Here is a 25,306-nt window from a genome sequence, read left to right as displayed (position 1 = left end):
CAAAGAACAGTCGAACCGAAAGACGACAGATGGAAGTCTCCCGCACCCGCGCCCTCCGCGGCCCCAACATGTGGAGCCGCCACACCGCCATCGAGGCGGTCGTGCACTGCAGCGAGACCGAGCGCGCGCTCGCCGACATGGCCGGCTTCGAGGCCCGCCTGCGCGAGCGCTTCCCCGGCATCGGCCCGCTGCGGCCGGCCAGCAGCGCCAAGTCGCCCATCACGCTGGCCCATGTGCTGGAGCAGGCCGCGCTCGCGCTGCAGGCCCAGGCCGGCTGCCCGGTGACCTTCAGCCACACCCACACGACGTCCGAGCCGGGCACCTACCAGGTCGTCGTCGAGTACAGCGAGGAAGACGTCGGCCGCATGGCCTTCGACAAGGCCGTCGAGCTGATCGCCGCGGCCCAGTCCGGCGGCGCCTTCGACGCCGACGCCGCCATCAAGGCGCTGCGCGAGACCGACGAGGACATCCGCCTCGGCCCCTCGACCGGCTCCATCGTCGACGCCGCCTGCAAGCGCGGCATCCCGTTCCGCCGGCTGACGCAGGGCTCGCTGGTGCAGCTGGGCTGGGGCGTCAAGCAGCGCCGCATCTGGGCGGCCGAGGTCGACGCCACCAGCGCGGTGTCCGAATCGATCGCGCAGGACAAGGACCTGTCCAAGCGCCTGCTGCAGTCGGCCGGCGTGCCGGTGCCGATCGGCGCGCCGGTGAACTCGGTCGACGAAGCCTGGGAGCTGGCGCAGGAGATCGGCCTGCCGGTCGTGGTCAAGCCGCTGGACGGCAACCAGGGCAAGGGCGTGACGGTGAACGTCGCCACCCGCGAGCATCTGGAGATGGCCTACAAGGCGGCCGACGAGATCGGCACCGTGATGGTCGAGAAGTTCCTGCCCGGCAGCGACTACCGCCTGCTGGTGGTCGGCGACAAGCTGGTGGCCGCGGCCCGCCGCGACCCGCCCAACGTGATCGGCGACGGCGTGCACACGGTGCGCCAGCTGGTCGACAAGGTCAACGAGGACCCGCGCCGCGGCGACGGCCATGCCACCTCGCTGACGAAGATCCGCCTGGACGACATCGCCATCGCGCGCCTGGACCTGCAGGGCCTGACGCCCGAGTCGGTACCCGACAAGGGCCGCCGCGTGATCCTGCGCAACAACGCCAACCTGTCCACCGGCGGCACCGCCACCGACGTGACCGATGACGTGCATCCCGAGGTCGCGGCGCGCGCGATCGCGGCGGCGACCGTCGTCGGCCTGCATGTCTGCGGCGTCGACGTGGTGGCCGAGAGCGTGCACAAGCCGCTCGAGGAGCAGAGCGGCGGCATCGTCGAGGTCAACGCCGCGCCGGGGCTGCGCATGCACCTGAGCCCGTCCTACGGCAAGGGCCGCGACGTCGGCGAGGCCATCATCTCGAGCATCTACGGCCCGGGCAACCGCGGCAGCGCGAACGAGGACGGCCGCATCCCCATCGTCGCGGTCACCGGCACCAACGGCAAGACGACGACCTCGCGCCTGGTGGCGCACATGTTCGCGACGCAGGGCCTGCGCGTGGGCATGACCAACACCGACGGCGTCTACGTCGACGGCCGCCAGACCGACAGCGGCGACTGCTCCGGCCCGAAGAGCGCGCGCAACGTGCTGATGCATCCGGACGTCGAGGCGGCGGTCTTCGAGACCGCGCGCGGCGGCGTGCTGCGCGAGGGCCTGGGCTTCGACCGCTGCCAGGTGGCGGTAGTGACCAACCTGGGCGAAGGCGACCACCTGGGCATGAACTTCCTCAACACCGTCGAGGAGCTGGCGCTGGTCAAGCGCGTGATCGTGCAGAACGTGGCCGACAACGGTTATGCGGTGCTCAACGCCGCCGACCCGGTCGTGGCCAAGATGGCCGAGGTCTGCCCGGGCCAGGTGATCTTCTTCGCCAGCGACCGTCACCATCCGCTGATGGCCACCCACCGCGCGCAGGGCAAGCGCTGCGTCTACATCGACGGCGACGCGCTGGTCGCGGCGCAGGGCGCGTGGCGCGAGTCCATCCCGCTGCGCGACATCCCCTTCACCCGCGGCGGCGCGATCCCGTTCCAGAACGAGAACGCGATGGCGGCGGTGGCGGCGGCCTGGGGCGTGGGCCTGGACTGGGACACGATCCGGCGCGGGCTGGCGAGCTTCATGAGCGACCCGGACAGCGTGCCGGGCCGCTTCAACGTGATGGACTACCGCGGCGCGACGGTGATCGCCGACTACGGCCACAACGGCGACGCGATGCGCGCGCTGGTGCAGGCCGTGCAGGCGCTGCCGGCCAACAAGCGCTCGGTGGTGATTTCGGGCGCCGGCGACCGCCGCGACGAGGACATCCGCATCCAGACGCAGATCCTGGGCGAGGCCTTCGACGAGGCCATCCTGTTCCAGGACGCCTGCCAGCGCGGGCGCGAGGACGGCGAGGTCCTGGCGCTGCTGCAGGAAGGCCTCAAGGGCGCGACCCGGACGAAGCACATCGAGGAGATCCGCGGCGAGTTCGTCGCGATCGACCGCGCGCTGGAACGCCTGCAGCCGGGCGACCTGTGCCTGGTGCTGGTCGACCAGGTCGAGGAAGCCCTGGCCCACCTGAACCAGCGCGTCCGGGAAGCCTGATGGCGGCCGGTCGCTGGCGTCACTGGCCGGCGCACTGGTGGAACGGCCTCAGCGTCGCCCTGGGGGTGATGCTGGTGCAGGCGATCGTGTCGCACGCGGCGCCCGCCGCGCTGTCGCACGTCGCCTCGCAGCTGGCGATGGCCTGCGCCATCTGTGCCAGCCTGGCCGATCTGCCGGGCAGCGTCCGGCGCAACCGCAACCGGGTGCTCACCGCCGGCGCGATGTCGCTGCTGGCGGTCGGGCTGGTCGCGGTGCTGCATCCCTACCGCATCGCGATGGGCGTGCTGGTGGCCGCGCTGGCCTTCGGCAGCGCCTTGCTGCTGAGCTGGGGCCCGCGCGCGGGCCCGGTCTCGTTCGCACCCATCCTGGCCATGGTCTTCGCGCTGGCCTGGCCGCCGCAGCCGCTGCCGGTGGTGCTGGCCAGCGGCGCGGCCGGCATCGCGCTCTACCTGCTGTGGAGCGTGCTGACCAGCGCGCTGCTGCAGCGGCGCTTCCATCGCCTCGCGCTGGCCGAGGCGCTGCACGGCCTGGCCCAGCTGCTGACCGCGCGCGCCGAGCTGCTGGGCAGCGGCGGCGCGGCCCATGCGATGCGTGACTGGCTGGGCAACGAGGCCCAGCTTGCCGAGCTGCTGCAGACCGCGCGCGACCAGGTGTTCCCGCGCGCCCGCACCGACCCGCGCAGCGCCGCCGTGCTGCTGCACGTGGTGGAGCTGCGCGACCTGATGCTGGCCAGCCGGCTCGACCTGGAACTGCTGGGCGAGGACCCGGTCGGGCAGCAGATGCGCGCGGCGCTGGTGGGCCGGCTCAAGGCGCTGGGCGTGCTGCTGGACGAGTACCGCGATGCGCTGCTCGACGAGCGCGCGCCCGCGATGAACACGGTAAGGCCGACGCGCTGGCCGGAGCTGCCGCCGCAGGATCCGCGCACCCGATTGCAGCTGGTGCTGCAGGACCGGCTCTCGCACCTGGACGGCGAGGTGCTGGCGATGGGCCGTGCGCTCGACGTCGCCCAGCCGGTGCCCCCGCTGGCGCTGGACGCCGGCACGCTGCGCCAGTTCGTCACGCCGGTCGGCTGGCCCATGGGCCTGCTGCGGGCGCAGCTGCACCTGGACTCACCGGTGCTGCGGCACGCGCTGCGCAGCACGCTGGCGCTGGCCTCGGCCTACTTCATCGCGCTGGCGCTGCCCTGGGCCTCCCATCCGCACTGGCTGGTGCTGTCGGTGGCCGTCGTGCTGCGCGGCAGCCTGGACCAGACGCTGGAGCGCCGCAACCTGCGGGTGCTGGGCACGGCGATCGGTTGCGGACTGATGCTGGCGCTGTCGCTGATCCCCAGCCAGACGCTGTGGATCGTCGTGCTGCAGGTGGCGGTCGGCATCGCGCATGCGTTCGTCACCCGCCGCTACCTGGTCACCGCCATCGCCGCGACGATGCTGGCCCTGCTGCAGTCGCACCTGGCCGATCCGTCGCACGGGATCGCGGTCTCGGAGCGGCTGGCCGACACGGTGCTGGGCGCGGTCCTGGCGTGGGCCTTCAGCTACGTGCTGCCGGCCTGGGAGCGGCGCAACCTGCCGCGCGCGCTGAAGCGGGCGCAGCACGCGCTGCAGCAGTACGCGCTGCAGGCGATGACCGCGGCGATGACGCCCGCGGGCGCGCTCACCCAGCGCATGGCGCGGCGCCAGGCCTATGACGCGCTGGCGGCGCTGTCCGCCGCCTTGCAGCGCAGCGCGGCGGAACCGCGCCGGGTGCGGCCGCCGCAGGACGAGCTCAATGCGGTGCTGGACCACGGCTACCGCCTGATGGCCCACCTGTCGATGATGCGGCAGAGCCTGATGCGGCGCGGCAAGGAGCTGGACGGCGACCTGATGGCCGAGATGCCGGCCGCGGCCGCGAAGTTGCAGCGCGCGCTGGCCGGCCAGGAGCCGGTGCCGCACGCGGTGCAGGCGCTGCAGGACTGGAGCCTGCTGCCGGACGTCGGCCCGTTGGAGGACATCCGGCCGTGGATGCGGCGCCGCATGCAGGTCAGCCTGGACGACGCGGCGCGCGCGGGCCAGGCCGCCGAGGCGGCGTTCGCTGCGATGGCGGCGCCCCCCGAGGCGGAGATGCCGGTGTCGCGGCTGAACTGATCGCCCGGCGACGCCGCGCGGGCGATCACGCCACCGTGATCACTCCACCGTGATGTGCCGCTCCTTGATGAGGGACGACATCCGCTTGAGCTCGGCCTCGACGAACTTGCCGGACTCGGCGACGCCGCCGGCGAAGGGCTCGCCGCCCAGTTCCACGATCCGGGCCTTCACTTCCGGCGCGGCCAGCGCCTGCTGGACGGCCCGCGACAGGCGCTCGACCACCGGTGCCGGCGTCCCCGCCGGCGCGAACAAGCCGTTCCACTCGTACATCTCGAAGCCGGGCAGGCCAGCCTCGGCGCCGGTGGGCACCTCGGGCAGCGCCGCCGAGCGCTGGCGGCCGCTCACCGCCAGCGGGCGCAGCTTGCCCTGCTTCACGTACTGCAGCGTCGAGGCCACGTTGCCGAAGAACACCGGCACCTGGCCGCCGATGACATCGGTCAGCGCCGGACCGCCGCCCTTGTAGGGCACATGCATCATCTCGACCTTCGCGGCCTGCTCGAACAGCACGCCGGCGATGTGCTGCGCCGAGCCGTTGCCCGACGACGCGAAGGCGACCTGGTCGGTCTTCACCCTGGCCGCGGCGACCAGCTCAGCGGCCGTCTTCGCGGGGAACTGGGCGTTGACCAGGACCACGTTGGGGAACAGCGCCGTGACCGCGACCGTCTTGAAGGCCTTGCCCTGCTTGTAGGGCGAGTTCGGGAACAGCGTCGGCGTGACCGCGTAGGACGAGGCGTCGAACAGCAGCGTGTAGCCGTCGGCCGGCGCGCGCGCCACCGCGCCGGCGGCGATCTGGCCACTGCCGCCGGGGCGGTTCTCGATGATGACGGTCTGGCCGAGCGCCTCGCCCAGCTTGGGCGCGATCAGCCGTGCGATCAGGTCGGCGCCGCCGCCCGGCGGGTAGCTGACCATCAGGGTCACCGGCTTGCTGGGCCAGGCTTGCGCCCAGGCGCCCGTCGACAGGCCGCAGGCCAGGGCAAGTGCCGTCATCACGGCAGGGCGTCGTCCGATCATCGTGGTCTCCTGATAAAGCGATCAGCGCATCTCGGCGCTGTAGTGGAAGGCGGTCGCGTCGCCCCAGGTGGTGCGCAGCTCAATGCAGTGGCCGCCCAGGTCGAAGGCCTGCCGGTCGACCCGGATGGCGGGCGCGCCCTCGGGCAGGTCCAGCAGCGCGGCAGTGGCCGCGTCGAGGTGCCCGAAGCTCAGCTCGTCATTGGCCCGCGCGACGGTCACGCCGCAGAGACGGGCCAGCATCGGATAGAGCAGGTCCTCCCACTCGCGGGTCGGGAGCGCGCGCAGCGCCTCGAAGCGGGCCAGCGGCAGCAGCAGGTCCTCGGCCAGCACCGGCCGCCCCGCCAGCAGCCGGACCCGCTTCACCCGCAGCGCCGCATCGCCGGTCTGCTGGCCCAGGGCCAGCGCTTCGGCCGCGCGCAGCCGCACCGTCTGGCAGCGATGGACGCGGGCCGTCGGCGGCTCGTCCGTCGGTCCGCGGAAGCGGAAGAAGCGCAGCAGCGACGGGCCGTTCAGCCCCTGCGTGACGAAGGTCCCCTTGCCATGCACGCGCTGGACGATGCCTTCGGCGGCAAGCATGGCCACGGCCTGACGCACCGTGCCCAGCGCCACGCCGAAGCGTTCCGCCAGTTCGGTCTCGGCGGGAATGGCCGCGCCGGCGGCCCATTCCCCGCCGACGATGCGCTGGCGCAGCTCCTGCGCGAGCTGGGCATACCGGCTCACGCCGGCCGCGTTCGGAAGTCCTGTGTCCAAGGCTGTTTTCCTATGGTCCTCTATAGGACTAGAATTCGCGCATGATGCCGACGCCCTCTTCCGACGTCAAGCCCGCGCCCCGCGTGGGCGTGGTCGACGCTCATTTCCACGCCTTCCCGCTAACCGGCACTGGCGTGCCCGGCGCGCGCTATGTGCCGGCCTACGCGGCGCCGCTGGAGGCCTGGGTCGCGGCGACGGCGCCTCATGGCGTCACGCAGGGCGTGCTCGTGCAGCCGAGCTTCCTGGGCACCGACAACACCCACCTGCTGCGGCTGCTGGCGGAGCAGGCCGGACGACTGCGCGGCGTGGTGGTGGTCGCGCCGGACATCGCCATGGCTGAACTTGAGCGCATGCAAGCCCTGGGCGTGCGCGGCGTGCGGCTCAACCTCGTAGGCACCAATCACGAGCTGGGCGCCGAGTGGCATCCGCTGTTCGAGCGCCTCCAGGCGCTGGACTGGCATGTGCAGGTCCACACGGACCACGGCCGGCTGGCGGAAGTCCTGGCCCGGATACCGCAGGCGCTGACCGTCGTCGCCGACCACTTCGGCAAGCCCGCGGCGGCGTCTGAGCTCAAGGCCTTGGCACCCGCCCAGCGGGATCGGCTGCATGTGAAGCTCAGCGCGCCCTATCGCCTGGCGGCCGGCTGCGAGGCGACGGCGCTGCTGTCCCGCTGGCGGGACCTGATCGGCCCGGGGCGCCTGATGTGGGGCAGCGACTGGCCCTGCACCGCGCACGAGCAGGCGCGGGACACGTCGACCTCGCCCGCATGGCTCGAGGACGCGGCGGGAACGAGCGGGACGCTCGATGCGCTGCGGGCCGGCAACGCGCGTCGGCTGTACCGGTTCTGAAAGCGCGCAGCGGACGCCACGCGGCGTCTGATCCAACCCGGCGGAGGTTGGGGCCCGGAGGCGACACGGGCTCCCGACTGGGAGCCCGTGTCATGTCGACGATCGCGGCCGGCCCGAGGCAGGCCGGCGCGCCCGGCGAGCTCAGCTCAGCTTGACGTCGATCTTGCGCGGCTGCGCGTGCGCGGCCTTGGGGATGCGCACCCGCAGCACGCCATGGTTCAGTTCGGCGCTGATCTGGTCGGCGTCGAGTTCCTTGCTCAGCGTGAACGCGCGGCGATAGAACTGGCGCGAGACCTCGACATGGCCGGCGGCCAGGCCAGCGGGCAGGTCCAGCTGCATCTCGGCCTCGATGACCAGGCGGTCCTGATCGACGCGCAGCTGCAACTGCTCGCGCGGCGCGCCGGGCAGGTCGGCGAACAGCGTCAGGCCTTGCGCGTCCTCGATCACGTCGACGGCGGGCTGGATCGCGTAGTCGTCGCGTCGGCGCGCGGCCTGTGTCGAGGCGGTGGCGGAGGTCGAAGCCGATACGGTGGCGGCGTCGGTGGCGGGGGTGTGAACGGCGGTCGTGCTCATGAAATGCTTTCGTCTCGGGGTTCCGGGGACTTGATCGCGGCGGGCGCGGATCAGTGGATGTCGATGCGGCGGGGCTGCGGCGCGGGACGGCGCTTGACGCTGACACGCAGCACGCCGTCCTTGTAGGAGGCGGTCACCTGCTCCGGATCGATGTCATCGGGCAGGCTGACGACGCGGCGGAACTTGCCGGCGAAGCGCTCGCGCTGACGGACGATGGTCTTGCCGGCCGACGCGGCCGACGCGGCGGGTTGGGCCGCGGTCTCGCCGTCGCCCTCGGTCGCGGACGGCTTGGCGGCCAGCGGCGACACGCGCTCGCCGGACAGGCTCAGCACGCCGCGGTCCAGGTCCACGCCGATCGTGGCCGGGTCCAGGCCGGGGGCGAAGGCATAGACCTCCACCGCCTCCGGCGACAGGCCCACGTTGAGGGCCGGATAACCCCCGCGCGCGACGCCACGGCCGGCGGTGGCTTCGAACAGGCTGCTCATCTCGCGCTGGAAGCGGTCCAGGTCGTTGAACAGTTCACGGGCAAACAGTTGACGGTACATGCGGGGCTCCTTGGCTTCCTGCGGATGGGTCGCGGCGGGGTGTCCGCCATGACTCCCCAACTAGGAGCGCCCGGTCGCGCTTCAAGATCTTGAAATCGAGGGTGGCCCGTCCCCATATGCCGCGCCCGCCGCGGGGAGCCCGTCCGATCCGGGCGATTTCAAGCCCCCCGGCTCCGCGTCATCCGCTGCGCCGCGTCATATGACCGGCCTCATCTCAAGCGCAGCACGTCCTGCGCCGTCACCGCCGGCGCCTGGTTGCCCCAGCTCTGCCGGATGACCGTCGCGACGGCCGCCATCTCCTCCTCGCTCAGCACCTGCCGCCACGGCGGCATGCCGTAGGGCCGGGGGTGGGCGGCGGTCGTCGGCGCGTAGCCGCCGTCGGCCAGCGTCTGCAGCAGGTTCTGCGGGGCGTCGAGCGTCACGGCGCGGTTGCCGGCCAGCGGCGGATAAGCCGGCTGGCCGTCGATGCGCCGTCCCTGGCCCCGATCGCCGTGGCAATCGGCGCAGTGCTTCGCATAGACCTGGCGGCCGAGGTCCAGCTGCGCCGGCGGCGCCGGCTTGAACTCGGCCGGCGTCGTCGCCTCGCGGGGCAGGCCGCGCAGGTAGACGGCGATCGCGCGCGCGTCCGCCTCGCTCAGATGCTGCAGGCTTTCGGCGACGACATCGGCCATCGGCCCCAGCGCCGCGCCGCGCGGCGACCAGCCTGCGCGCAGCCAGTGCGCCACCTCGTCCTCGGTCCAGTCCTGCACGCCCGCCGCCCGCGGATCCGCCAGCGACGGCGCCGTCCAGCCCTGCACGCCGACCCAGCCGCCGCGCAGCCCCGTCGCGTCCCGCAGCGCGCCCAGCCGGTTGCGCGGCGCATGGCATTCGGCGCAATGACCCACCGCCTGGACCAGGTAGCGGCCGCGCGCGATCACCGCCTGGGAGCCCTCCCCGCGCGACGCGGCGCGATCGACACCGGACTCGTCCTGCGACGGCGCATCGCCGGGCGTGAAGTACATCAGGCGCCACACCGCCAGCGCGGTCTGCCAGCGATAGGGCCAGCCGAGCTGGTGGGCCGGCGCGGCCTGCCGGACCGCCGGCTGCTGGCGCAGCCACGCGAAGATCGCGTCGGCGTCCTCGCGCGACATCGCCGTGTAGCTGGTGTACGGAAAGGCCGGATAGAGCAGCCGGCCATCGCGGCTGCGGCCGTGGTGCATCGCGCGCCAGAAGTCGTCGGCGGACCAGCGGCCCAGGCCGGTCTCCGGATCGGGCGTGAGGTTGCTGCTGAACAGCGTGCCGAAGGGCGTGCCCAGCGGCAGCCCGCCCGCCAGCGGCGCGCCACCGCGCGGACTGTGGCAGCCGGCGCAGTTGGCGACGCGCGCCAGGTAGGCGCCGCGCGCGATCAGCGCGGGGTTGGTGTCCTCGGCGCCGGACAGGGCCGGACGGCCGGACAGCCAGAGCTCCCGTCCCCAGGCACCCGCGATCAACAGCAGCGCCATCACGGGCAGCGCGATCGCCAGGCCGAGCAGTCCGCGCAGGAAGGTCTTCATCGGCCGCGCCGGGTCCTGCGCCGGCCACGAGCCGGCGTCGCGGGGCGCCGCCCCCGATGCGTGTTCCGGCCCGCTCATGGCGCGAGGCCTCCGCAAGCCACCGGGAGCGGCGCCGACGACGGCGGCTCCGAATGCGCACCCGCCGGGCGTGCCGCGAGCCAGCTCGCGACCACGGCGACGTCGTCGGCCGACAGCGCCCGGGCCACGTCGGCCATGCAGTCCGGCGCATGCGCGCGCCGCAGTCCGTTGCGCCAGGCGCCGAGCTGCCCGACGAGGTAGTCGCGCGGCAATCCCAAGAGGCCAGGGATCGCCGGCTGGCGACCCGCCATCGACGGCCCGTGGCAGGCGGTGCACGCCGGCACGCGGCGCGACGGATCGCCCTGCGTCACCAGCCGCTCGGCCCGGGCCTGCTGCTCGGCGCCGAGCCCGGACGGCGCGGGCGCCGGATACGGGACGTCGAGCGCGGCGAAATAGCCGGCGATCTCGCGCAGGTAGTCGTCGCTCATGTTGCGCAGCAGCCCGGCCATCAGCGCGTGATGGCGACGCCCGTCGCGGAAGGCCTGCAGCTGGTTGGAGAGATAACCCGCCGGCTTGCCCGCCAGCCGCGGGAAATAGCCCTGCGGCGTCGCCCGGCCCTGCGGGCCGTGGCACAGCGTGCAGGCCTGGACGCGCTCCGCGATGTCGTTGCTCAGCGGCCGCAGCGGACGGCCGCCGGGCGCGGCTTCCTCGTCCGTAGCGATGGCGGAGGCCGCCGGGGCGGCCGGTACTGCCGGCGCGATCCGCGGGACCGGCGCGGCCGTCGCGGTCGGAGCGGGCTTCGCCGTCGGGACGGGCTTCGCGGCCGGGGCGACCTGGGAGGAAGAGGTCGGCGACGCCTGCGCGAACGCGACGGAGGCGGTGGACGGTCCCAGGCCCAGTACGGCGGCGATGAGGACGCTCGTGACGATTCGGGTGCGATTCATCGGGCCATCATCGCCGCTGGTCCTGTGCCGGCCATCGCAGCGCCGTCCAGCCGTCGCGCCCCTGGTGCTTGGCCTGGTACAGCGCGCGGTCGGCCAGGGCGATCAGGTCCATCGCCGGCGCCTCGATGTCGGCGACGGTGGCGATGCCGATGCTGGTCGTGATCGCGACCTCGGCCGGCCGCGCCGCGCGCACCGCGTCGACGATCTTGGCGGCGACCTGCTCCGCCTCCTCGGGCCGGTTCAGGCCCTCCAGCACCGCGACGAACTCGTCGCCCGCGATGCGGGCCACGTGGTCGCTGCCGCGCACCGCGCGACGCAGCACCGCCGCGAACTCGCGCAGCACGACATCGCCCACGCCGTGACCGTGCGTGTCGTTGATGACCTTGAAGCGGTCGATGTCCAGGAACAGCAATGCCATCACGCGGCCCTCGCGCGCGAGCCGACGCTGCCGCGCCAGCGCCGCGGCCAGCGCCTGGTCGAACTCGCGCCGGTTGGGCAGCCCGGTGAGCGCGTCCGAGCTGGCCAGCCGCGCCAGCTGCGCCTCGGCCTGCTTCATGACGGTGATGTCGACGGACAGGGTGAAGATGCCCTGCACGCGACCGTCCGCGACCACGTCGGGCACGTACACGGTGCGCAGGTGCCGCTGCTTGCCCAGCATCACCGAGGTGATCTCGAACTCGACCCGCTCGCCGCCCAGCGCCAGGTCCAGCTGCGCGCTGCGCTGACTGGTGCTGGCCTGCCCGAACACGTCGTCGATGTGCAGGCCGATCGCCGCCTGCGGGTCCAGGCCGAACCAGGTGCGCAGGGTCTCGTTGACGTAGCGCATCCGGCGCTCGGCGTCGATGTAGGTGATGAACACCGGCAGGTTGTCGGTGACGGCCTTCATGCGGCGCTCGCTCGCGGCGACCAGCGCCTCGGCGCGCTTGCGCTCGGTGATGTCCATCGAGCAGGCGTAGAAGCCCTCGACGCGGCCGTCGACCAGCTCCGGCACGAAGCGCTGGTGGAAGTGGAGCGTCTCGCCGTCGATCACCTGCTCGGCGTCGAAGGAGACGGCCTCGCCGCGCATCACGCGCTCGACGAAGGGGCGCATCTGCGCCGCGTTCTCGGTCCCGCGCACCTGCTCGAGCGTGCGGCCCCGCAGCGCGGCGGGATCGGCGTGGAAGACGCGGCCGACCTCGGCATTGGCGAAGCGCAGCAGGCCGTCGGCGTCGTAATGGCTGATCAGCGCGGGCACGTTGTCAGTGATGCCCTTGAGGCGTTTCTGCGTCCGCATCAGCTCGCGCGAGCGCAGGACGACCTGGGAGGTCGCCATCACGGTGAACAGTCCCAGCATCGCCAGCCCGGCCAGCATCAGCAGCTCGGTGTGGCCGGCCTCGCGCGACAGCCGCTCGCTGATCGCGGCGCGCTCGGCGCGCAGCGACGAGGTCAGCTCGCCCAGCACGTCGCGCAGCTCGTCCATGTGGTGCAGGCCCTGGTCGTTGAGCACCAGTTCCAGCGCCTCGTCCTGCCGGCCCGAATCGTGCAGCCGGATCGTCTGGTTCATCTCGCCGAGCTTGAGGTTCACCAGCTCGCGCACACGCGCCAGCTTCGGCGCGTGGGCGGGGTCCTGGTCGCGGGCGCCGAGCTCCTCGACGCGGCGGTCGAGGTTGCGCACGGCGTCGCGGTAGGGCTGCAGGTAGCTGGCGCGCTGCGTCAGCAGGTAGCCGCGCTGGCCGGTCTCCGCATTGAGCAGGTCCTCCATCAGCGTGGTCATCGACGGCAGCACGTTGTTGATGCGATCGGCGCGGCGCAGGTCGTCCAGCGTCGCCCGCGCCCGCCAGGCCAGCAGCGCCACGATCACGCCCATGGCCACCAGGGCCACCATCAGGAGCCCCACGCCGCGACCGAGGCTGGTGCGGTGGATCGGCTCGGCGGAGGAACGCATGCGACGTCTCGGGCGGGTCGGTCTCTTGAAGGCGGATCGGCGGGAACGGGGCCGGCGGGCGCCGGCGGAAGCGGGAGACAAATGGGGGTGCGGGCGATTATGGGTGCGGCCGTGCGATCTGCGTCAAGCTGGCATCGGCCCCGGTGGAGCGCTCATGGCCGCGTGCGACAGTCCGGGGATGTCCCGGATTCCCCTCCTGCGCCGTCCCGACCCGCACGGCCATGCCAAGGTCAGTTTCGTCGAGCTGTTCTTCGACCTCGTCTTCGTCTTCGCCGTCACGCAGCTGTCGCACACGCTGATCGGGCATTTCGCCCACGACGGCGTCACGCTGCGCGGCGCGGCGCAGACCGGTTTCCTGATGCTGGCGGTCTGGTGGGTGTGGATCTTCACCTCGTGGGTGACGAACTGGCTGGACCCGGAGCGGCTGCCGGTGCGGCTGTGCCTGTTCGCCATGATGCTGGCCGGGCTGCTGATGTCGGTGTCGCTGCCCGAGGCCTTCGGCGAGCGCGCGCTGATGTTCGCGCTGTCCTTCACCGCCCTGCAGGTCGGCCGCACGCTGTTCTTCCTCTGGGCGGCGCGCGGCGCCGACCTGGCCCTGGTGCGCAACTTCCAGCGCATCGGCGCGTGGCTGTCGGTGTCGGCGGCGCTGTGGATCGCCGGCGCGCTGCATGAGGACCTGCGGGTGCCACTGTGGGTCGTGGCCCTGGGGATCGAGGTGATCGGCCCGTCGGCCGGGTTCTTCGTGCCGGGGCTGGGCCGGTCGACGACCGCGGACTGGAATGTCTCCGGCGGCCACCTGGCCGAGCGCTGCGCGCTGTTCGTGATCATCGCGCTGGGCGAATCGCTGCTGGTCACCGGCGCGACCTTCGCCGCGGCGCCGCTGACGCCGATGAGCCTGCTGGCCTTCCTGGTCTCCTTCGCCGGCAGCCTGGCGCTGTGGTGGCTCTACTTCGACACCACCAACGACTTCGCCACCGGCCGCATCACCCACAGCGACGATCCGGGGCGGCTGGCGCGGCTGGCCTACACCTACATCCACCTGCCCATCGTGGCCGGGATCATCGTCAACGCGGCGGCGGACGAGTTCGTGCTCGCCCATCCCGACGGCCACACCGACCTGAAGACGGCGCTGTGCCTGCTCGGCGGCGTGGGGCTGTATGCCGTCGGCGTCGGGCTGTTCAAGCGCGCGGTGGTCGGGCACTGGCCGTGGTCGCACGGCGTGGCGGTGCTGGTGCTGGCGGCGGCGGGGCCGTTCGTGCAGGCCTGGCCGCCGGTGGCGACCAGCGCCTTCGCCTGCGCCGTGCTGGTGGCGCTGGCGGCCTGGGAGCGGCGCTCGCGGGCGCAGTGTCTCGTGCCCGACAGCGCGACCGAGGACGGCGACCCTAGCATCGGACCATGAGCGCCCCTTCTACCCCTTCCTTCACCGCCAGGTTCATCGCCGAGCCGCATCCGGCCGATGCCCTGTTCCCGCCGGCCGCGCGGCGCCTGTCCGTCGAGGTCGAGCCCGGCGTGCGCATCCATGCGCGCGTCTGCGGCGAGGGTCCGCCACTGCTGCTGATCCACGGCCATCCGCAGACGCTGGCGATCTGGCACCGCGTGTTGCCGGCGCTGGCGGCGCAGTTCAGCGTCGTGATGCCGGACCTGCGCGGTTATGGCGATTCGTCCAAGCCCGCCGGCGCGTCGGACCACGCGAACTACAGCAAGCGGCGCATGGCGCTGGACCTGGTCGCGGTGATGGCCGCGCTGGGGCATGGGCGCTTCCGCGTGCTGGCGCACGACCGCGGCGCGCGGGTGGCGCACCGGATGGCGGCGGACCATCCCGCGGTGGTCGAGCGGCTGGCGCTGCTGGACATCGCGCCGACGCTGGCGATGTACGAGCAGACGACCGAGGCCTTCGCGCGCGCGTATTGGCACTGGTTCTTCCTGATCCAGCCGGCGCCCATGCCGGAGCGGCTGATCGAGGCCGACCCTGCCGCCTATGCACGGGACACGATGGGACGCCGGCATGCGGGCCAGGCGGCCTTCGACCCACGCGCATTCGTGGAGTACCAGCGGGCGCTGGCGCTGCCCGGCACCGCGCACGGCATGTGCGAGGACTACCGCGCAGCGGCGGGCATCGACCTCGAACACGACCGGGCGGACCGCGATGCCGGCCTCAAGTTGGCAATGCCGCTGCGCGTCTGCTGGGGCGCGCAGGGCGTGGTGGCCAAGTGCTTCGATCCGCTGGCGGAATGGCGGCGTGTGGCCTCGGAGGTCTACGGCGAGGCCCTGCCCTGCGGTCACTACATCCCCGAGGAGGCGCCCGACGCGCTGCTGGCGGCGGTGATGCCGTTCCTGCGCGCGGGGCTTTGATCGAGGAAGCGGCGCTGCGACCGTTACGCTGCGTCCTTTGACGACATCCGGAGTGAAGGCATGAACAAGCTGGTCGCCCTTGGGCAGTTGGCGGGCGGCGCGGTGCTGTGGATCGCGGCGGTGGTGGCGGGCGGGAATGCGCTGAGCCCCTTGATCGGCGCCGCGGAAGGCGCGGGCGCGCCGAGCGGCGCGACAGGCGCGCTGGTGATCGTGCTGCTGCTCGCGGGCGTCGGGACCTGGCTGATGCGCAACGGCTGGCGGCGGTTGCGGGCGAAGGCGGGCGGGCATTGCTGATCGATTGATCGGTAGATCGGTTGATCGGCTGATTGGCGAATCGGCTGATGGATTGGCGGGTCCACGGATCGATCAGCCAAGCATGGCCAGCGGCTAGGTGGCCAGCGCCTGCATGTCGGCGATGAGTTCCGGCCTCGACGCGTGGGCATAGGACTCGCGCTTCAGCTCGAGCGCCTCGATCATCGCCAGGTTGTTCAGCAGGAAGTTGTCGAGCACGGTGTACCAATTCAGGACGAAGCGCTTCATGCGGTTGTCGTCGCTGACCAACCCCGTCAGGCCCTTTTGCAACTGGCCCTGCATCCGGCTGCGGATCTCTGTATCCGCCTCCGAGATCTTCCGCCCGATCAGGATCAGCTCGAAGTGCATGGCCTCACTGCCGAACTCCGCATGCTTCTTGATCAGCTGTGCATAACCGTCGAGTTGCTGGAGGTGCCGGTAGTTGAGGGCGACGCTTGGGCGCTTGATCTCCACCACGATGCAGCGATAGATCCTCCGGCCCATCGAGTCGTAATGCGGCACCTTGCGAGCAAGGAACAAGTCCGCCTGCTTGTTCGCGCCGTCGATGAACGCTGACTCGCTCTCATCCAGGTCGCTCACGTCGACGTCGTCGATGCCCTTCACCGCATCGCGGAGCGACTTGGCGATCTTGGTGAACGTATCCTCCTCGGCCCCGAGGGTCTCGTAGGCACTGCCGAACAACCAGGTGTTGGCTTCGATGATGCCCTGCAGGTCCGGTGTCTCAAGCGTGTCGAGGTAGTGGTCGTTCATCAGCGCCCTCAGCTTCTCGGCCACCTCGTGCCTGCGGCGGAGGATCTCGATTGCGGAGACGACGCTTTGCAAGGACACACTCTTGAGCTGCATGGCGAGCCGCTTCGTCGTGGCATCGTCCAGCTCGAGCACGCTGTTCAGCACCTCGAAGATGGCGTCGTTCTCGTTGGAGACGGCCAGCTTGTCGAGGAGCAGCACGATGATCTTCTTCTGATTCTTCTTGAGCGACGTCCACGCCGTCGGATCCGCCGTGTAGATGGCCCGCAGGATGCTCTTCGTGTTCTCGAATCGCCACTGCTTGTAGTCCTCGGGCAGGCCTTCGTAGCTGGGGAAGACGCCGTCGGCAAGATGGCTCGCCATCTCCCGGTCGAAGGGATCATCGGGGAACGCCTCACGGAAGGACGTGGTGGGTGCCGTCGGTGCGGGGATGTCTTGCGTCGCCATGTCGGAGCCGGGTCGCTTGTGGGTTCGATGCGGCAGATGTTCTCCGTGACGCGACCGGCGAGCCATCACCTCCATTGGCGGAGAAACCAGCGACACCCACGGCAACATGCCGTGGCGCTGACTGGAATCATGAAAAAAGGGCATGCATCCCTGCACGCCCAAAGGGGCACCGGTCATGAGCCGGTCGCGAATGAAGGGGCCGGGCCTTGCCCGGCCGCGGGCCTCAGGCCGGGGCGTTCCAGCCGCCGCCCAGCGCGCGCACCAGTCCGACCGTCGCCTGGTACTGCGCCGCCTGCACCTGCAGCGCCGCGCGGCGGTTGCGCAGCTCGCTGCGGCGCGCGTCCAGCAGGTCCAGCTGGCTGACCAGCCCGTTGCGGTAGCGCGAGTCCGACAGCGCCGTCGCGCGCGCCGACGACTGCACCGCCTGCCCTTGCACGTCCGCCTGCTGCGACAAGGTCTGCAGACCCACCAGCGAGTCCTCGACCTCGCGCAGCGCCTGCAGCAACTGCTGGCGGTAGCTCGACATCGCCAGGTCCAGCCCCGCCGTCGCCGATTCGACACCGGCCTTGCGCCGGCCGCCGTCGAAGATCGGCAGCGACAGCAGCGCGTCCACCGACCACGCCCGCGCCGACCACCGGAACACATCGCTCAGCTCCGGCGAGGCATAACCGCCGTTGGCCGTCAGCGTCAGGCTCGGGAACCACGCGGCCTGCGCCACGCCCACCCGCGCCTGCGCCGCCAGCAGGCCGCGCTGCGCCGCGGCCACGTCCGGACGACGCGCCAGCATCGCGCTCGGCAGGCCCGACGGGATCGCCGGCAGGGCCGCCAGCGCCGTGTCCTCGGCCACCTTGAAGCCCGAGGCCGGCTCGCCCAGCAGCACCGACAAGGCGTTCTCCAGCTCGGCCCGGCGGCGGTCCAGGCTGATCGCCTCGGCCTCGGTCGCGGCCACCTCGGTCTGCACCCGCGCCAGGTCCAGCTCGGCCACGTCGCCCGCCTGGTAGCGGCGCTGCGTCAGCGCCAGCGTCTCGCGGTAGGCCGCCACCGTGTCGCGCACCAGGCGGCGCTCCTGGTCGGCGAAGCGCAGCGCCAGGTAGGTCTGCGCCACGTCGGCCTGCACCATCAGCCGGGTCGACTGCAACAGCGCCTCGCGCGATTGCGCATCCAGCGAGGCCGCGCGGCTGGCCTGCGACAGCCGGCCGGAAATGTCGACCTCCCAGCTCGCGGCCAGGCCGGCGTTCCAGACCGTCGCCGCGGCCGGGCCCTGCCCCGCCACGGTGCCGCGCGCCGCGCCGGCGCTGGCGCCGAGCTGCGGCAGGCGGTCGGCGTTGGCGCTGCGCAGCAGCGCGCGGGCCTGCGCCAGCCGCGCCGCGGCGCCCTGCAGGTCGGTGTTGCCGACCAGCGAGCGGCGGATCAGGTCGTTCAGCGTGGCATCGCCGAAGGCCAGCCACCAGTCGCCGCGCGGCTCGGCATCGGCCGGCGGGACCACCGCCCAGCGCGCCTCGCCCACCGTCGCGGGGGCGGTCGACTTGAAGGCCGCCGGCGTGGCCGGCAGGCGCGACTCGTCGATCGGCGGCGGCGTCGCGCAGCCGGCCAGCACCAGCGCGGCCAGCAGCGTCGTCATCATCAGTTTCGTTTTCATGGCATCGACTCCTTGGCGCCCCCGCAAGCGGCGGGAAGCGCTCCGCCGGCCCCGGCGCCCGCGCGGTGGCGGGACGCCGGAAGTCCGGGGATCAAGATTGCGGGATCACTCGTGCTCGTGGCGCGGCGCGGCCGGGTGCGGACGGGCGTTGCCGCCCGGACCGAAGTCGTGGCCCGCGCCCTGCTCGGGCTGGACGAAGGCCTCGACGTCATGCGGCACCTCGCCATGCTGCTTGAGCGGCTTGTTGCCGGTCAGGCGGCGCACCACCACGTAGAACACCGGCGTCAGGAACAGGCCGAAGGCCGTCACGCCGATCATCCCGGCGAACACCGCCACGCCCATCGCGTTGCGCATCTCCGCACCGGCGCCGGAGGCCAGCACCAGCGGCAGCACGCCCATCACGAACGCCATCGAGGTCATCAGGATCGGACGCAGCCGCAGCCGGCTCGCCTCGATCGCCGCCTGCAGCGGCGTCCTGCCGGCGAATTCGAGCTCCCGGGCGAACTCCACGATCAGGATCGCGTTCTTCGCCGACAAGCCCACCAGCACGATCAAGCCGATCTGCGTGAAGACGTTGTTGTCTCCATGGCTCAGCCAGACGCCGGTCATCGCCGCCATCAGGCCCATGGGCACGATCAGGATGATCGCCACCGGCAGGGACAGGCTCTCGTACTGCGCCGCCAGCACCAGGAACACCAGCAGGATCGCGAGCGGGAACACCCACACCGCGGAGTTGCCGGCCAGGATCTCCTGGTAGGTCAGCTCGGTCCATTCGTAGCTGATCCCCGGGGGCAGCGTCTCGGCGGCGATGCGCGCGATCGCGTCCTGCGCCTGGCCGGTCGAGTAGCCCGGGGCCGGGCCGCCGTTGATGTCGGCGGACAGGAAACCGTTGTAGCGCATCGCGCGTTCCGGGCCGAAGCTCGGCTGGACCTTCATCAGCGCCGACAGCGGCACCATCTCGCCCGAGGCCGAACGCACCTTCAGCAGGCCCACGTCCTCGGCGCGCGCGCGGTAGGCGGCGTCCGCCTGCACCCGCACGGTGTAGGTGCGACCGAACTTGTTGAAGTCGTTGACGTAGAGCGAGCCCAGGTAGATCTGCATCGTGTCGAACACGTCCGTGACCGCCACGCCCAGCTGGCGCGCCTTGGTGCGGTCCAGGTCGGCATACAGCTGCGGCACGTTGACCTGGTAGCTGGTGAACATGCCGGCCAGCTCGGGCGCCTGCTGGGCCTTGGCCATGAAGGCCTTGACCGCCTGGTCGAGCGCCTCGTAGCCCAGGCCGCCCTTGTCCTCGAGCTGCAGCTTGAAGCCGCCGGTCGTGCCCAGGCCCTGCACCGGCGGGGGCGGGAACATCACGACGAAGGCGTCCTGGATCTGCGCGAACTGCGCGTTCATGTTGCCCGCGATCTCGCCCGCGGACAGGCCCTTGCCGGTGCGCTGGTCGAAGGACTTGAGCGACGCGAACACGATGCCCGAGTTGGAGCTGTTGGTGAAGCCGTTGATCGACAGGCCCGGGAAGGAGATGGCGTGCTCCACGCCCGGCGTCTTCATCGCGATCTCGCTCATGCGGCGGATCACGTCCTCGGTGCGGTCCAGCGTGGCGCCGTCGGGCAGCGTCGCGAAGCCGATCAGGTACTGCTTGTCCTGCGCCGGCACGAAGCCGCTGGGCACCGCCTTGAACAGGCCCACGGTCAGGCCCAGCAGGCCGCCGTAGACGACCAGCATGATCACCTTGCGCGAGATCGCCTTGGTCACGCCGCCGCTGTAGGCCTTGGCACCGCGGTTGAACAGCTTGTTGAAGCCGCCGAAGAAGCGGCCCAGCACCTTGTCCATCGCGCGGGTCAGCCAGTCCTTGGGCTCGTCATGGCCCTTGAGCAGCATCGCGGCCAGCGCGGGCGACAGCGTCAGCGAGTTGACCGCCGAGATCACCGTCGACATCGCGATCGTCAGCGCGAACTGCTTGTAGAACTGGCCCGTCAGACCGGTGATGAAGGCCAGCGGCACGAACACGGCCACCAGCACCAGCGCGATCGCGATGATGGGCCCGGAGACCTCGCGCATCGCGCGGTAGGTGGCTTCACGCGGACTGAGGCCGGACTCGATGTTGCGCTCCACGTTCTCGACGACCACGATGGCGTCGTCGACCACGATGCCGATGGCCAGCACCAGGCCGAACAGCGACAGCGCGTTGATCGAGAAGCCGAAGAGGTGCATCACCGCGAAGGTGCCGATGATGGACACCGGCACGGCCAGCAGCGGGATGATCGACGCGCGCCAGGTCTGCAGAAACAGGATCACCACCAGCACGACCAGCGCCACCGCTTCCAGCAGCGTGTGGATCACCGATTCGATGGACGCCCGCACGAACTGCGTCGGGTCGTAGACGATCGAGTAGTCGACGCCTTCGGGCATCGCCTTCTTCAGCTCCGCCATCGTGGCGCGCACGTTGTTGGAGATCTCGATCGCGTTGGAGCCCGGCGCCTGGAAGATCGGGATCGCCACGGCGGACTTGTTGTCCAGCAGCGAGCGCAGCGCGTATTCCGACGCGCCCAGCTCGATGCGGCCCAGGTCGCGCAGCCGCGTCACCTGGCCGTTGGCGCCGGACTTGACGATGATGTCGCCGAATTCCTGCTCGCTGTTCAGGCGGCCCTGCGCGTTGATCGGCAGCTGCAGGTCGATGCCCTGCAGGCCGGGCGACGCGCCGACCACGCCGGCCGCGGCCTGCACGTTCTGCTCACGGATCGCCTGGACCACGTCGCTGGCCGACAGGCCATGCTCGGCGACCTTCTGCGGGTCCAGCCAGATGCGCATCGAGTAGTCGCCCGAACCGAACAGCTGCACCTGGCCCACGCCCTGGATCCGCGCCAGGCGGTCCTTGACGTTGAGCACCGCGTAGTTGCGCAGGTAGGTCATGTCGTAGCGGTCGTTGGGCGACAGCAGGTGCACGACCATGGTCAGGTCGGGACTGCTCTTGACCGTCGTCAGGCCGAGCCGGCGGACCTCCTCGGGCAGGCGCGGCTCGGCTTGCGAGACGCGGTTCTGCACCAGCTGCTGCGCCTTGTCCGGGTCGGTGCCCAGCTTGAAGGTCACGGTCAGCGTCATGAGGCCGTCGGTGGTGGCCTGGCTGCCCATGTAGAGCATGCCTTCGACGCCGTTGATCGATTCCTCGAGCGGCGTGGCCACGGCTTCGGCGATGACCTTGGGGTTGGCGCCGGGGTACTGCGCGCGGACCACCACTTGGGGCGGCACGACCTCGGGGTATTCCGAGATCGGCAGCACCCGCACCGCGAGCAGGCCCGCGACGAAGATCAGCACCGACAGCACGCCCGCGAAGATCGGGCGGTCGATGAAGAATTTGGAGAGATTCATGTCAGTCTTTCAGATCGACTGGGAATGGAAGGCGGTGCCGGGCAGCGCCGAGGCGCTCCCGACCCGCTGACGGCCACGACGGCGGACCGGAGGCGATCCGGTCCGCGGCGTGCTGTCAGGATTTGTCGGCCTTCGCCGCGCCGTCCTTGGCCTGGAGTTCCGCCTTGGCGTTCATCGGGACCAGGGTGGGCGCCACCAGCGCGCCGGGACGCACCCGCTGCAGGCCGTTGACGACCACGCGCTCGTTGGGCTTCAGCCCGGTGGTGACGATGCGCAGCCCATCGACATTGGCGCCGAGCTGCACCTCGCGGTAGCTCAGCGTGTTGTCCGCGCCGACCACCATCACGAAGCGCTTGCTCTGGTCGGTGCCGACGGCGCGCTCGTTGACGAGCACCGCCGGACGCGACTTGGCCTGGCCCAGGCGGATTCGGGCGAACTGGCCCGGGATCAGCGCGCCGTCCTTGTTGTCCAGCACCGCGCGCACCCGCACCGTGCCGCTGCGGGCATCGACCTGGTTGTCGATCAGCTGCAGCCGGCCGTTGAAGGGCGTGTCGGCGGTGGCGGCGGTGCCGATCTGCACCGGGATGCTGGACAGGTCGCCCATCGCGCCAGCTCCGCCCGTCCCGCCCTTGGCGCTGCCATGCAGCTCGCCCAGCGCGCGGGCCACGGTGCGCTCGTCGGCGTCGAAGCTGGCGTAGATCGGGCTGACCGAGACCAGCGTCGTCAGCACCGGCGCGCCGGGGCCGGCGGCCACCAGGTTGCCCTGCGTGACTTCCAGCTTGCCGACGCGGCCGGCCACCGGCGCGCGGACCTGCGTGTAGCCAAGGTTCAGCTTGGCCGACTGCAGCGCCGCCTGCGCCGCGCGCAGGTTGGCATTGGCCTCGTTGGCGGCGTTGCTGCGCTCGTCGAGTTCACGCTGCGCGATGGCGCGCTCGCTCCACAGGCGGGTGGAGCGCTCCAGCTCGCTCTTCGTGTAGCTGACGCGGGCCTGCGCGGCCAGCACCTGCGCCTCGGCGCGGTCGACCTCGGCCTGGTAGGGCGCGGGGTCGATGGTGATCAGCAGCTCGCCGGCCTTGACCAGCGCCCCTTCCCGGAAGTGCACCGACTGCACCGCGCCCGACACCCGGGCGCGGACGTCGACGCGCTCGACGGCCTCGAGGCGGCCGGAGAACTCGTCCCAGGCCGCGACGTCCTGGCTGGCGACGGTGGCGACGGACACGGGGATCGCCTGCGGCGCGCCCGACGGTTGATTGGCGACCGCCTGCTGGCTGTGCAGGCCGACGACGAGAGCCCCGACGACCGCGGCGACGGCGGTGAGCGAGGTGGCAAAGATCTTCTTGTTCATGGTGGTGCTCCGTGGACGGGGGTAGACGTTGGGAGTTCGGGACGGCTGGGAAATCGGTGGATCGGTCAGGGGAAGGCTCGGTGGGCCGGTCAGGCGGGTTGCGGCCGGCGCGGGCCGGCGGGAGGAATCAGGGTCAGGAAATCGGCGAGCTTCTGGCGCAGCGCGCTCGCCCAGGGCTGCGGCGGCGCGGCCAGCGAGGGGCGCTTCATCAGGCTGCAGGGCCAGCCGCTCGGGCCGGCGATCAGCGCCTGCTGGACGTCGACGCCGGCGCGCTTCATCGCGCGGGCGTAGGCCAGGGCCTCGTCGCGCATCGGGTCGTCCTCGGCGCTGACGACCAGCGCCGGCACCAGGCCGGCGAGGCGGCTGGTGTTGGCCGGCGCGGCATAGGGATGGTCGCCGTCCTCGCCCTCGCCGAGGTAGGCGCGCCAGCCGTGCATCCAGCGGCACTCGCCGTAGCCGGCCTCGGCCTGGCGCAGCGAGGCCGTGGCCATGCAGGGATTGAGCATCGGCCCGATCAGGATCTGGCCGGCGAGCTTGCGGTGGCCCTGGTCGCGCGCCATCAGCGCCAGCGCCGCGGCGAGGTTGCCGCCGGCCTCCTCGCCGGCCACAACCAGCGGCGCGCCCTTGCCGGACAGCCGCGTGCGCGCCTTGTGCAGGCCGGCCAGCAGCGCGTCCAGCATCTTCAGCGCGGCCGGGAAGACGTGGTCGGCGCCGGTCGGATAGTCGACGTCCACCACCACCGCGCCCGCGTCGGCCAGCAGGCGCGACACCAGTTCGCCGCTGTCCAGGTCGCCGCAGGTGAAGGCGCCGCCGTGCAGGTGCATGACGACCGGCGCGTCCTTGCGGCGCGCGGCACCCTTGTAGACGCGCACCGGCACCACGCCGTCGCCGGCGGGCAGGAGGTCGTCTTGGCAGGAGGTCAGCGGCAGCGCATCCATGGCAGGAGCAAAGGCCTGCTCCGCGTGGGGGCAGGCCGGTTCATGTTGCAATGCAGCGAAATTTAGAGATCGGACGCCGTCCGATAAACAGGGCCCGGCGCGAATCAGCGTTTCATCGACGAAACAATCGATCGGGCAGGATGGCGACCTCGCGCGCGCACGAAGACGCGCCGATCGGCAGCCGATGGGCAGCCGATCAACAGCAGCTCAGAAGCACATCAGCAGTCGCGGCCTCGCGCCGACATCAGGGGTTCAGGATGGACAAGCTCAATGCCATGCAGGCTTTCGCGCGCGTCGTGGAAGCGGGTACCTTCACGCGGGCGGCGGAATCGCTGGACCTGCCCAAGACCGCGGTGACGCGGCTGATCCAGTCGCTCGAGGAGCACCTCAAGGTCAAGCTGCTGAACCGCACCACGCGGCGCGTCAGCGTCACGCCCGATGGCGCCGCCTATTACGAGCGGGTCACGCGGCTGCTATCGGACATCGAGGAGCTGGAGGGCTCCGTCTCGCACGCGCGCGCGGCGCCGAAGGGGCGGATCCGCGTGGACGTCGCGTCGAGCGTGGCGCGGCTGCTGCTGATTCCGGCACTTCCGGAGTTTTATGCAAGACATCCGGACATCCAGATCGACCTGGGCGTGTCGGACCGCCCGGTGGACCTGATCGGCGACAACGTCGACTGCGTCGTGCGCGGCGGCGAGATCACCGACCAGTCGCTGGTGGCGCGGCGCATCGGGGACTGGGGCTACGGCTGCTGCGCCTCGCCCGCCTACATCCAGCGCCACGGCATGCCGCAGCATCCGCTGGACCTGGAATCGGACCAGCATCACGTGGTCAGCTATTTCTCGACCCGGACCGGCAAGCGCTTCCCGTTCGACTACAGCAAGAACGGCCAGCGCTACGAGATCTACGGCCACTACAAGGTCTCGGTGAACGACGGCAACGCCTACATGACGGCGGGCCTGACGGGGCTGGGCGTGATCCAGGCGCCCTACTTCATGATCAAGCCGCACATCGACGCGGGCGAGCTGGTGCCCTTCCTGTGCGACTGGGAGTCGGACCCGCTGCCGCTGTACGTGGTGTACCCGCCGAACCGGCACTTGAGCACCAAGCTGCGGGTCTTCGTCGACTGGATCGCGGAGCTCTTCGACCGCCACGGCCAATGGCAGAAGCAGCTGGTGGCCAACTGCGAGGCCAAGCGCTCAGAGTCGGATCAGGCCTACCTCCCGCTGGAGGCGAACGCGGCGAAGCAGGCGGTGCTGAGCGCGGCGTGAGCC

The 25,306-nt window shown here is 71.4% G+C and carries 19 protein-coding genes; 7 read left to right on the top strand and 12 right to left on the bottom strand.

Annotated elements, in window-relative coordinates:
• Window positions 1-29: 29 nt before the first annotated feature.
• Together cphA and FHT38_RS00925 are read left to right on the top strand one after the other, a co-directional pair.
• Window positions 30-2,618 (top strand): cyanophycin synthetase, encoded by a 2,589-nt coding sequence (cphA, locus tag FHT38_RS00930; protein ID WP_183484598.1) that lies wholly within the window; start codon window positions 30-32, stop codon window positions 2,616-2,618.
• Complete coding sequence (locus FHT38_RS00925) at window positions 2,618-4,738, top strand: FUSC family protein (protein ID WP_183488990.1); 2,121 nt, start codon at window positions 2,618-2,620, stop codon at window positions 4,736-4,738. Before cphA ends, FHT38_RS00925 begins: the two co-directional genes overlap by 1 nt.
• A 39-nt stretch (window positions 4,739-4,777) precedes the next feature.
• Here the strand turns inward: FHT38_RS00925 and FHT38_RS00920 are convergent, their stop codons facing one another.
• Window positions 4,778-5,749, bottom strand: a complete 972-nt coding sequence (locus FHT38_RS00920) for a tripartite tricarboxylate transporter substrate binding protein (RefSeq protein ID WP_183488987.1) — start codon at window positions 5,747-5,749, stop codon at window positions 4,778-4,780.
• Window positions 5,750-5,770: 21 nt separating this feature from the next.
• Complete coding sequence (locus FHT38_RS00915; protein ID WP_147240438.1) at window positions 5,771-6,499, bottom strand: GntR family transcriptional regulator; 729 nt, start codon at window positions 6,497-6,499, stop codon at window positions 5,771-5,773.
• Window positions 6,500-6,540: 41 nt separating this feature from the next.
• On the opposite strand from FHT38_RS00915, the gene FHT38_RS00910 reads away from it, so the two are divergent.
• On the top strand, window positions 6,541-7,347 hold the full coding sequence (locus FHT38_RS00910; protein ID WP_183488984.1) for an amidohydrolase: 807 nt from the start codon (window positions 6,541-6,543) through the stop codon (window positions 7,345-7,347).
• Between the two features lie 141 nt (window positions 7,348-7,488).
• Here the strand turns inward: FHT38_RS00910 and FHT38_RS00905 are convergent, their stop codons facing one another.
• From FHT38_RS00905 to FHT38_RS00885, 5 genes are all read right to left on the bottom strand, one after another.
• Entirely contained in the window at window positions 7,489-7,920 is a 432-nt protein-coding gene (locus tag FHT38_RS00905; protein ID WP_183488981.1) for an Hsp20/alpha crystallin family protein, read from the bottom strand.
• Window positions 7,921-7,970: 50 nt separating this feature from the next.
• Complete coding sequence (locus tag FHT38_RS00900) at window positions 7,971-8,465, bottom strand: Hsp20/alpha crystallin family protein (protein WP_183488978.1); 495 nt, start codon at window positions 8,463-8,465, stop codon at window positions 7,971-7,973.
• 209 nt (window positions 8,466-8,674) lie between these two features.
• Entirely contained in the window at window positions 8,675-10,075 is a 1,401-nt protein-coding gene (locus FHT38_RS00895; RefSeq protein WP_255488568.1) for a c-type cytochrome, read from the bottom strand.
• On the bottom strand, window positions 10,072-10,959 hold the full coding sequence (locus FHT38_RS00890) for a c-type cytochrome (protein ID WP_221213720.1): 888 nt from the start codon (window positions 10,957-10,959) through the stop codon (window positions 10,072-10,074). Before FHT38_RS00890 ends, FHT38_RS00895 begins: the two co-directional genes overlap by 4 nt.
• Window positions 10,960-10,966: 7 nt before the next feature.
• Window positions 10,967-12,883, bottom strand: a complete 1,917-nt coding sequence (locus FHT38_RS00885) for a diguanylate cyclase domain-containing protein (RefSeq protein ID WP_183488975.1) — start codon at window positions 12,881-12,883, stop codon at window positions 10,967-10,969.
• Window positions 12,884-13,061: 178 nt separating this feature from the next.
• Here FHT38_RS00885 and FHT38_RS00880 point away from each other — a divergent pair, with 178 nt between their 5' ends.
• From FHT38_RS00880 to FHT38_RS00870, 3 genes are read left to right on the top strand one after another with little or no spacing between them, the layout of a single operon-like run.
• Entirely contained in the window at window positions 13,062-14,282 is a 1,221-nt protein-coding gene (locus tag FHT38_RS00880) for a low temperature requirement protein A (RefSeq protein ID WP_183488972.1), read from the top strand.
• A complete protein-coding gene (locus tag FHT38_RS00875; RefSeq protein WP_183488969.1) occupies window positions 14,279-15,235 on the top strand; it encodes an alpha/beta fold hydrolase in 957 nt (318 codons plus the stop codon). The genes FHT38_RS00880 and FHT38_RS00875 overlap by 4 nt, the downstream gene beginning before the upstream one ends.
• A gap of 60 nt (window positions 15,236-15,295) precedes the next feature.
• Entirely contained in the window at window positions 15,296-15,529 is a 234-nt protein-coding gene (locus tag FHT38_RS00870; RefSeq protein WP_183488966.1) for a hypothetical protein, read from the top strand.
• 93 nt (window positions 15,530-15,622) lie between these two features.
• On the opposite strand, the gene FHT38_RS00865 is transcribed toward FHT38_RS00870, so the two are convergent.
• The 5 genes from FHT38_RS00865 to FHT38_RS00845 all read right to left on the bottom strand — a co-directional run bounded on the left by FHT38_RS00865 (window position 15,623) and on the right by FHT38_RS00845 (window position 24,032).
• Window positions 15,623-16,918, bottom strand: coding sequence for a hypothetical protein (locus FHT38_RS00865; protein ID WP_183488963.1), 1,296 nt, complete (start codon window positions 16,916-16,918; stop codon window positions 15,623-15,625).
• Between the two features lie 46 nt (window positions 16,919-16,964).
• Window positions 16,965-18,380, bottom strand: a complete 1,416-nt coding sequence (locus tag FHT38_RS00860; RefSeq protein ID WP_183488961.1) for an efflux transporter outer membrane subunit — start codon at window positions 18,378-18,380, stop codon at window positions 16,965-16,967.
• Between the two features lie 105 nt (window positions 18,381-18,485).
• The gene (locus FHT38_RS00855; protein ID WP_183488957.1) at window positions 18,486-21,749 is read right to left on the bottom strand and encodes an efflux RND transporter permease subunit; all 3,264 of its coding nucleotides are present in this window, start codon (window positions 21,747-21,749) and stop codon (window positions 18,486-18,488) included.
• A gap of 115 nt (window positions 21,750-21,864) precedes the next feature.
• Window positions 21,865-23,094 carry an efflux RND transporter periplasmic adaptor subunit gene (locus tag FHT38_RS00850; RefSeq protein WP_183488954.1) on the bottom strand — a complete coding sequence of 410 codons (1,230 nt, stop codon included), beginning with the start codon at window positions 23,092-23,094 and terminating at the stop codon, window positions 21,865-21,867.
• Window positions 23,095-23,183: 89 nt separating this feature from the next.
• Window positions 23,184-24,032, bottom strand: a complete 849-nt coding sequence (locus FHT38_RS00845; protein ID WP_091720246.1) for an alpha/beta hydrolase fold domain-containing protein — start codon at window positions 24,030-24,032, stop codon at window positions 23,184-23,186.
• 257 nt (window positions 24,033-24,289) lie between these two features.
• Here FHT38_RS00845 and FHT38_RS00840 point away from each other — a divergent pair, with 257 nt between their 5' ends.
• Window positions 24,290-25,303 (top strand): LysR family transcriptional regulator, encoded by a 1,014-nt coding sequence (locus tag FHT38_RS00840; protein WP_183488951.1) that lies wholly within the window; start codon window positions 24,290-24,292, stop codon window positions 25,301-25,303.
• Window positions 25,304-25,306 lie beyond the last annotated feature (3 nt).

Origin of the sequence: Mitsuaria sp. BK041, from assembly GCF_014193085.1 — a bacterium.
Classification (GTDB): domain Bacteria; phylum Pseudomonadota; class Gammaproteobacteria; order Burkholderiales; family Burkholderiaceae_C; genus Roseateles.
This window is presented reverse-complemented; position numbering and strand designations above follow the sequence as displayed.

Coding starts and splice junctions, on each gene's coding strand:
- cphA (WP_183484598.1), top strand. CDS start 30: ATGGAAGTCTCCCGCACCCGCGCCCTCCGCGGCCCCAACATGTGGAGC.
- FHT38_RS00925 (WP_183488990.1), top strand. CDS start 2,618: ATGGCGGCCGGTCGCTGGCGTCACTGGCCGGCGCACTGGTGGAACGGC.
- FHT38_RS00920 (WP_183488987.1), bottom strand. CDS start 5,749: ATGATCGGACGACGCCCTGCCGTGATGACGGCACTTGCCCTGGCCTGC.
- FHT38_RS00910 (WP_183488984.1), top strand. CDS start 6,541: ATGATGCCGACGCCCTCTTCCGACGTCAAGCCCGCGCCCCGCGTGGGC.
- FHT38_RS00905 (WP_183488981.1), bottom strand. CDS start 7,920: ATGAGCACGACCGCCGTTCACACCCCCGCCACCGACGCCGCCACCGTA.
- FHT38_RS00900 (WP_183488978.1), bottom strand. CDS start 8,465: ATGTACCGTCAACTGTTTGCCCGTGAACTGTTCAACGACCTGGACCGC.
- FHT38_RS00895 (WP_255488568.1), bottom strand. CDS start 10,075: ATGAGCGGGCCGGAACACGCATCGGGGGCGGCGCCCCGCGACGCCGGC.
- FHT38_RS00890 (WP_221213720.1), bottom strand. CDS start 10,959: ATGAATCGCACCCGAATCGTCACGAGCGTCCTCATCGCCGCCGTACTG.
- FHT38_RS00885 (WP_183488975.1), bottom strand. CDS start 12,883: ATGCGTTCCTCCGCCGAGCCGATCCACCGCACCAGCCTCGGTCGCGGC.
- FHT38_RS00880 (WP_183488972.1), top strand. CDS start 13,062: ATGTCCCGGATTCCCCTCCTGCGCCGTCCCGACCCGCACGGCCATGCC.
- FHT38_RS00875 (WP_183488969.1), top strand. CDS start 14,279: ATGAGCGCCCCTTCTACCCCTTCCTTCACCGCCAGGTTCATCGCCGAG.
- FHT38_RS00870 (WP_183488966.1), top strand. CDS start 15,296: ATGAACAAGCTGGTCGCCCTTGGGCAGTTGGCGGGCGGCGCGGTGCTG.
- FHT38_RS00865 (WP_183488963.1), bottom strand. CDS start 16,918: ATGACCGGTGCCCCTTTGGGCGTGCAGGGATGCATGCCCTTTTTTCAT.
- FHT38_RS00860 (WP_183488961.1), bottom strand. CDS start 18,380: ATGAAAACGAAACTGATGATGACGACGCTGCTGGCCGCGCTGGTGCTG.
- FHT38_RS00855 (WP_183488957.1), bottom strand. CDS start 21,749: ATGAATCTCTCCAAATTCTTCATCGACCGCCCGATCTTCGCGGGCGTG.
- FHT38_RS00850 (WP_183488954.1), bottom strand. CDS start 23,094: ATGAACAAGAAGATCTTTGCCACCTCGCTCACCGCCGTCGCCGCGGTC.
- FHT38_RS00845 (WP_091720246.1), bottom strand. CDS start 24,032: ATGGATGCGCTGCCGCTGACCTCCTGCCAAGACGACCTCCTGCCCGCC.
- FHT38_RS00840 (WP_183488951.1), top strand. CDS start 24,290: ATGGACAAGCTCAATGCCATGCAGGCTTTCGCGCGCGTCGTGGAAGCG.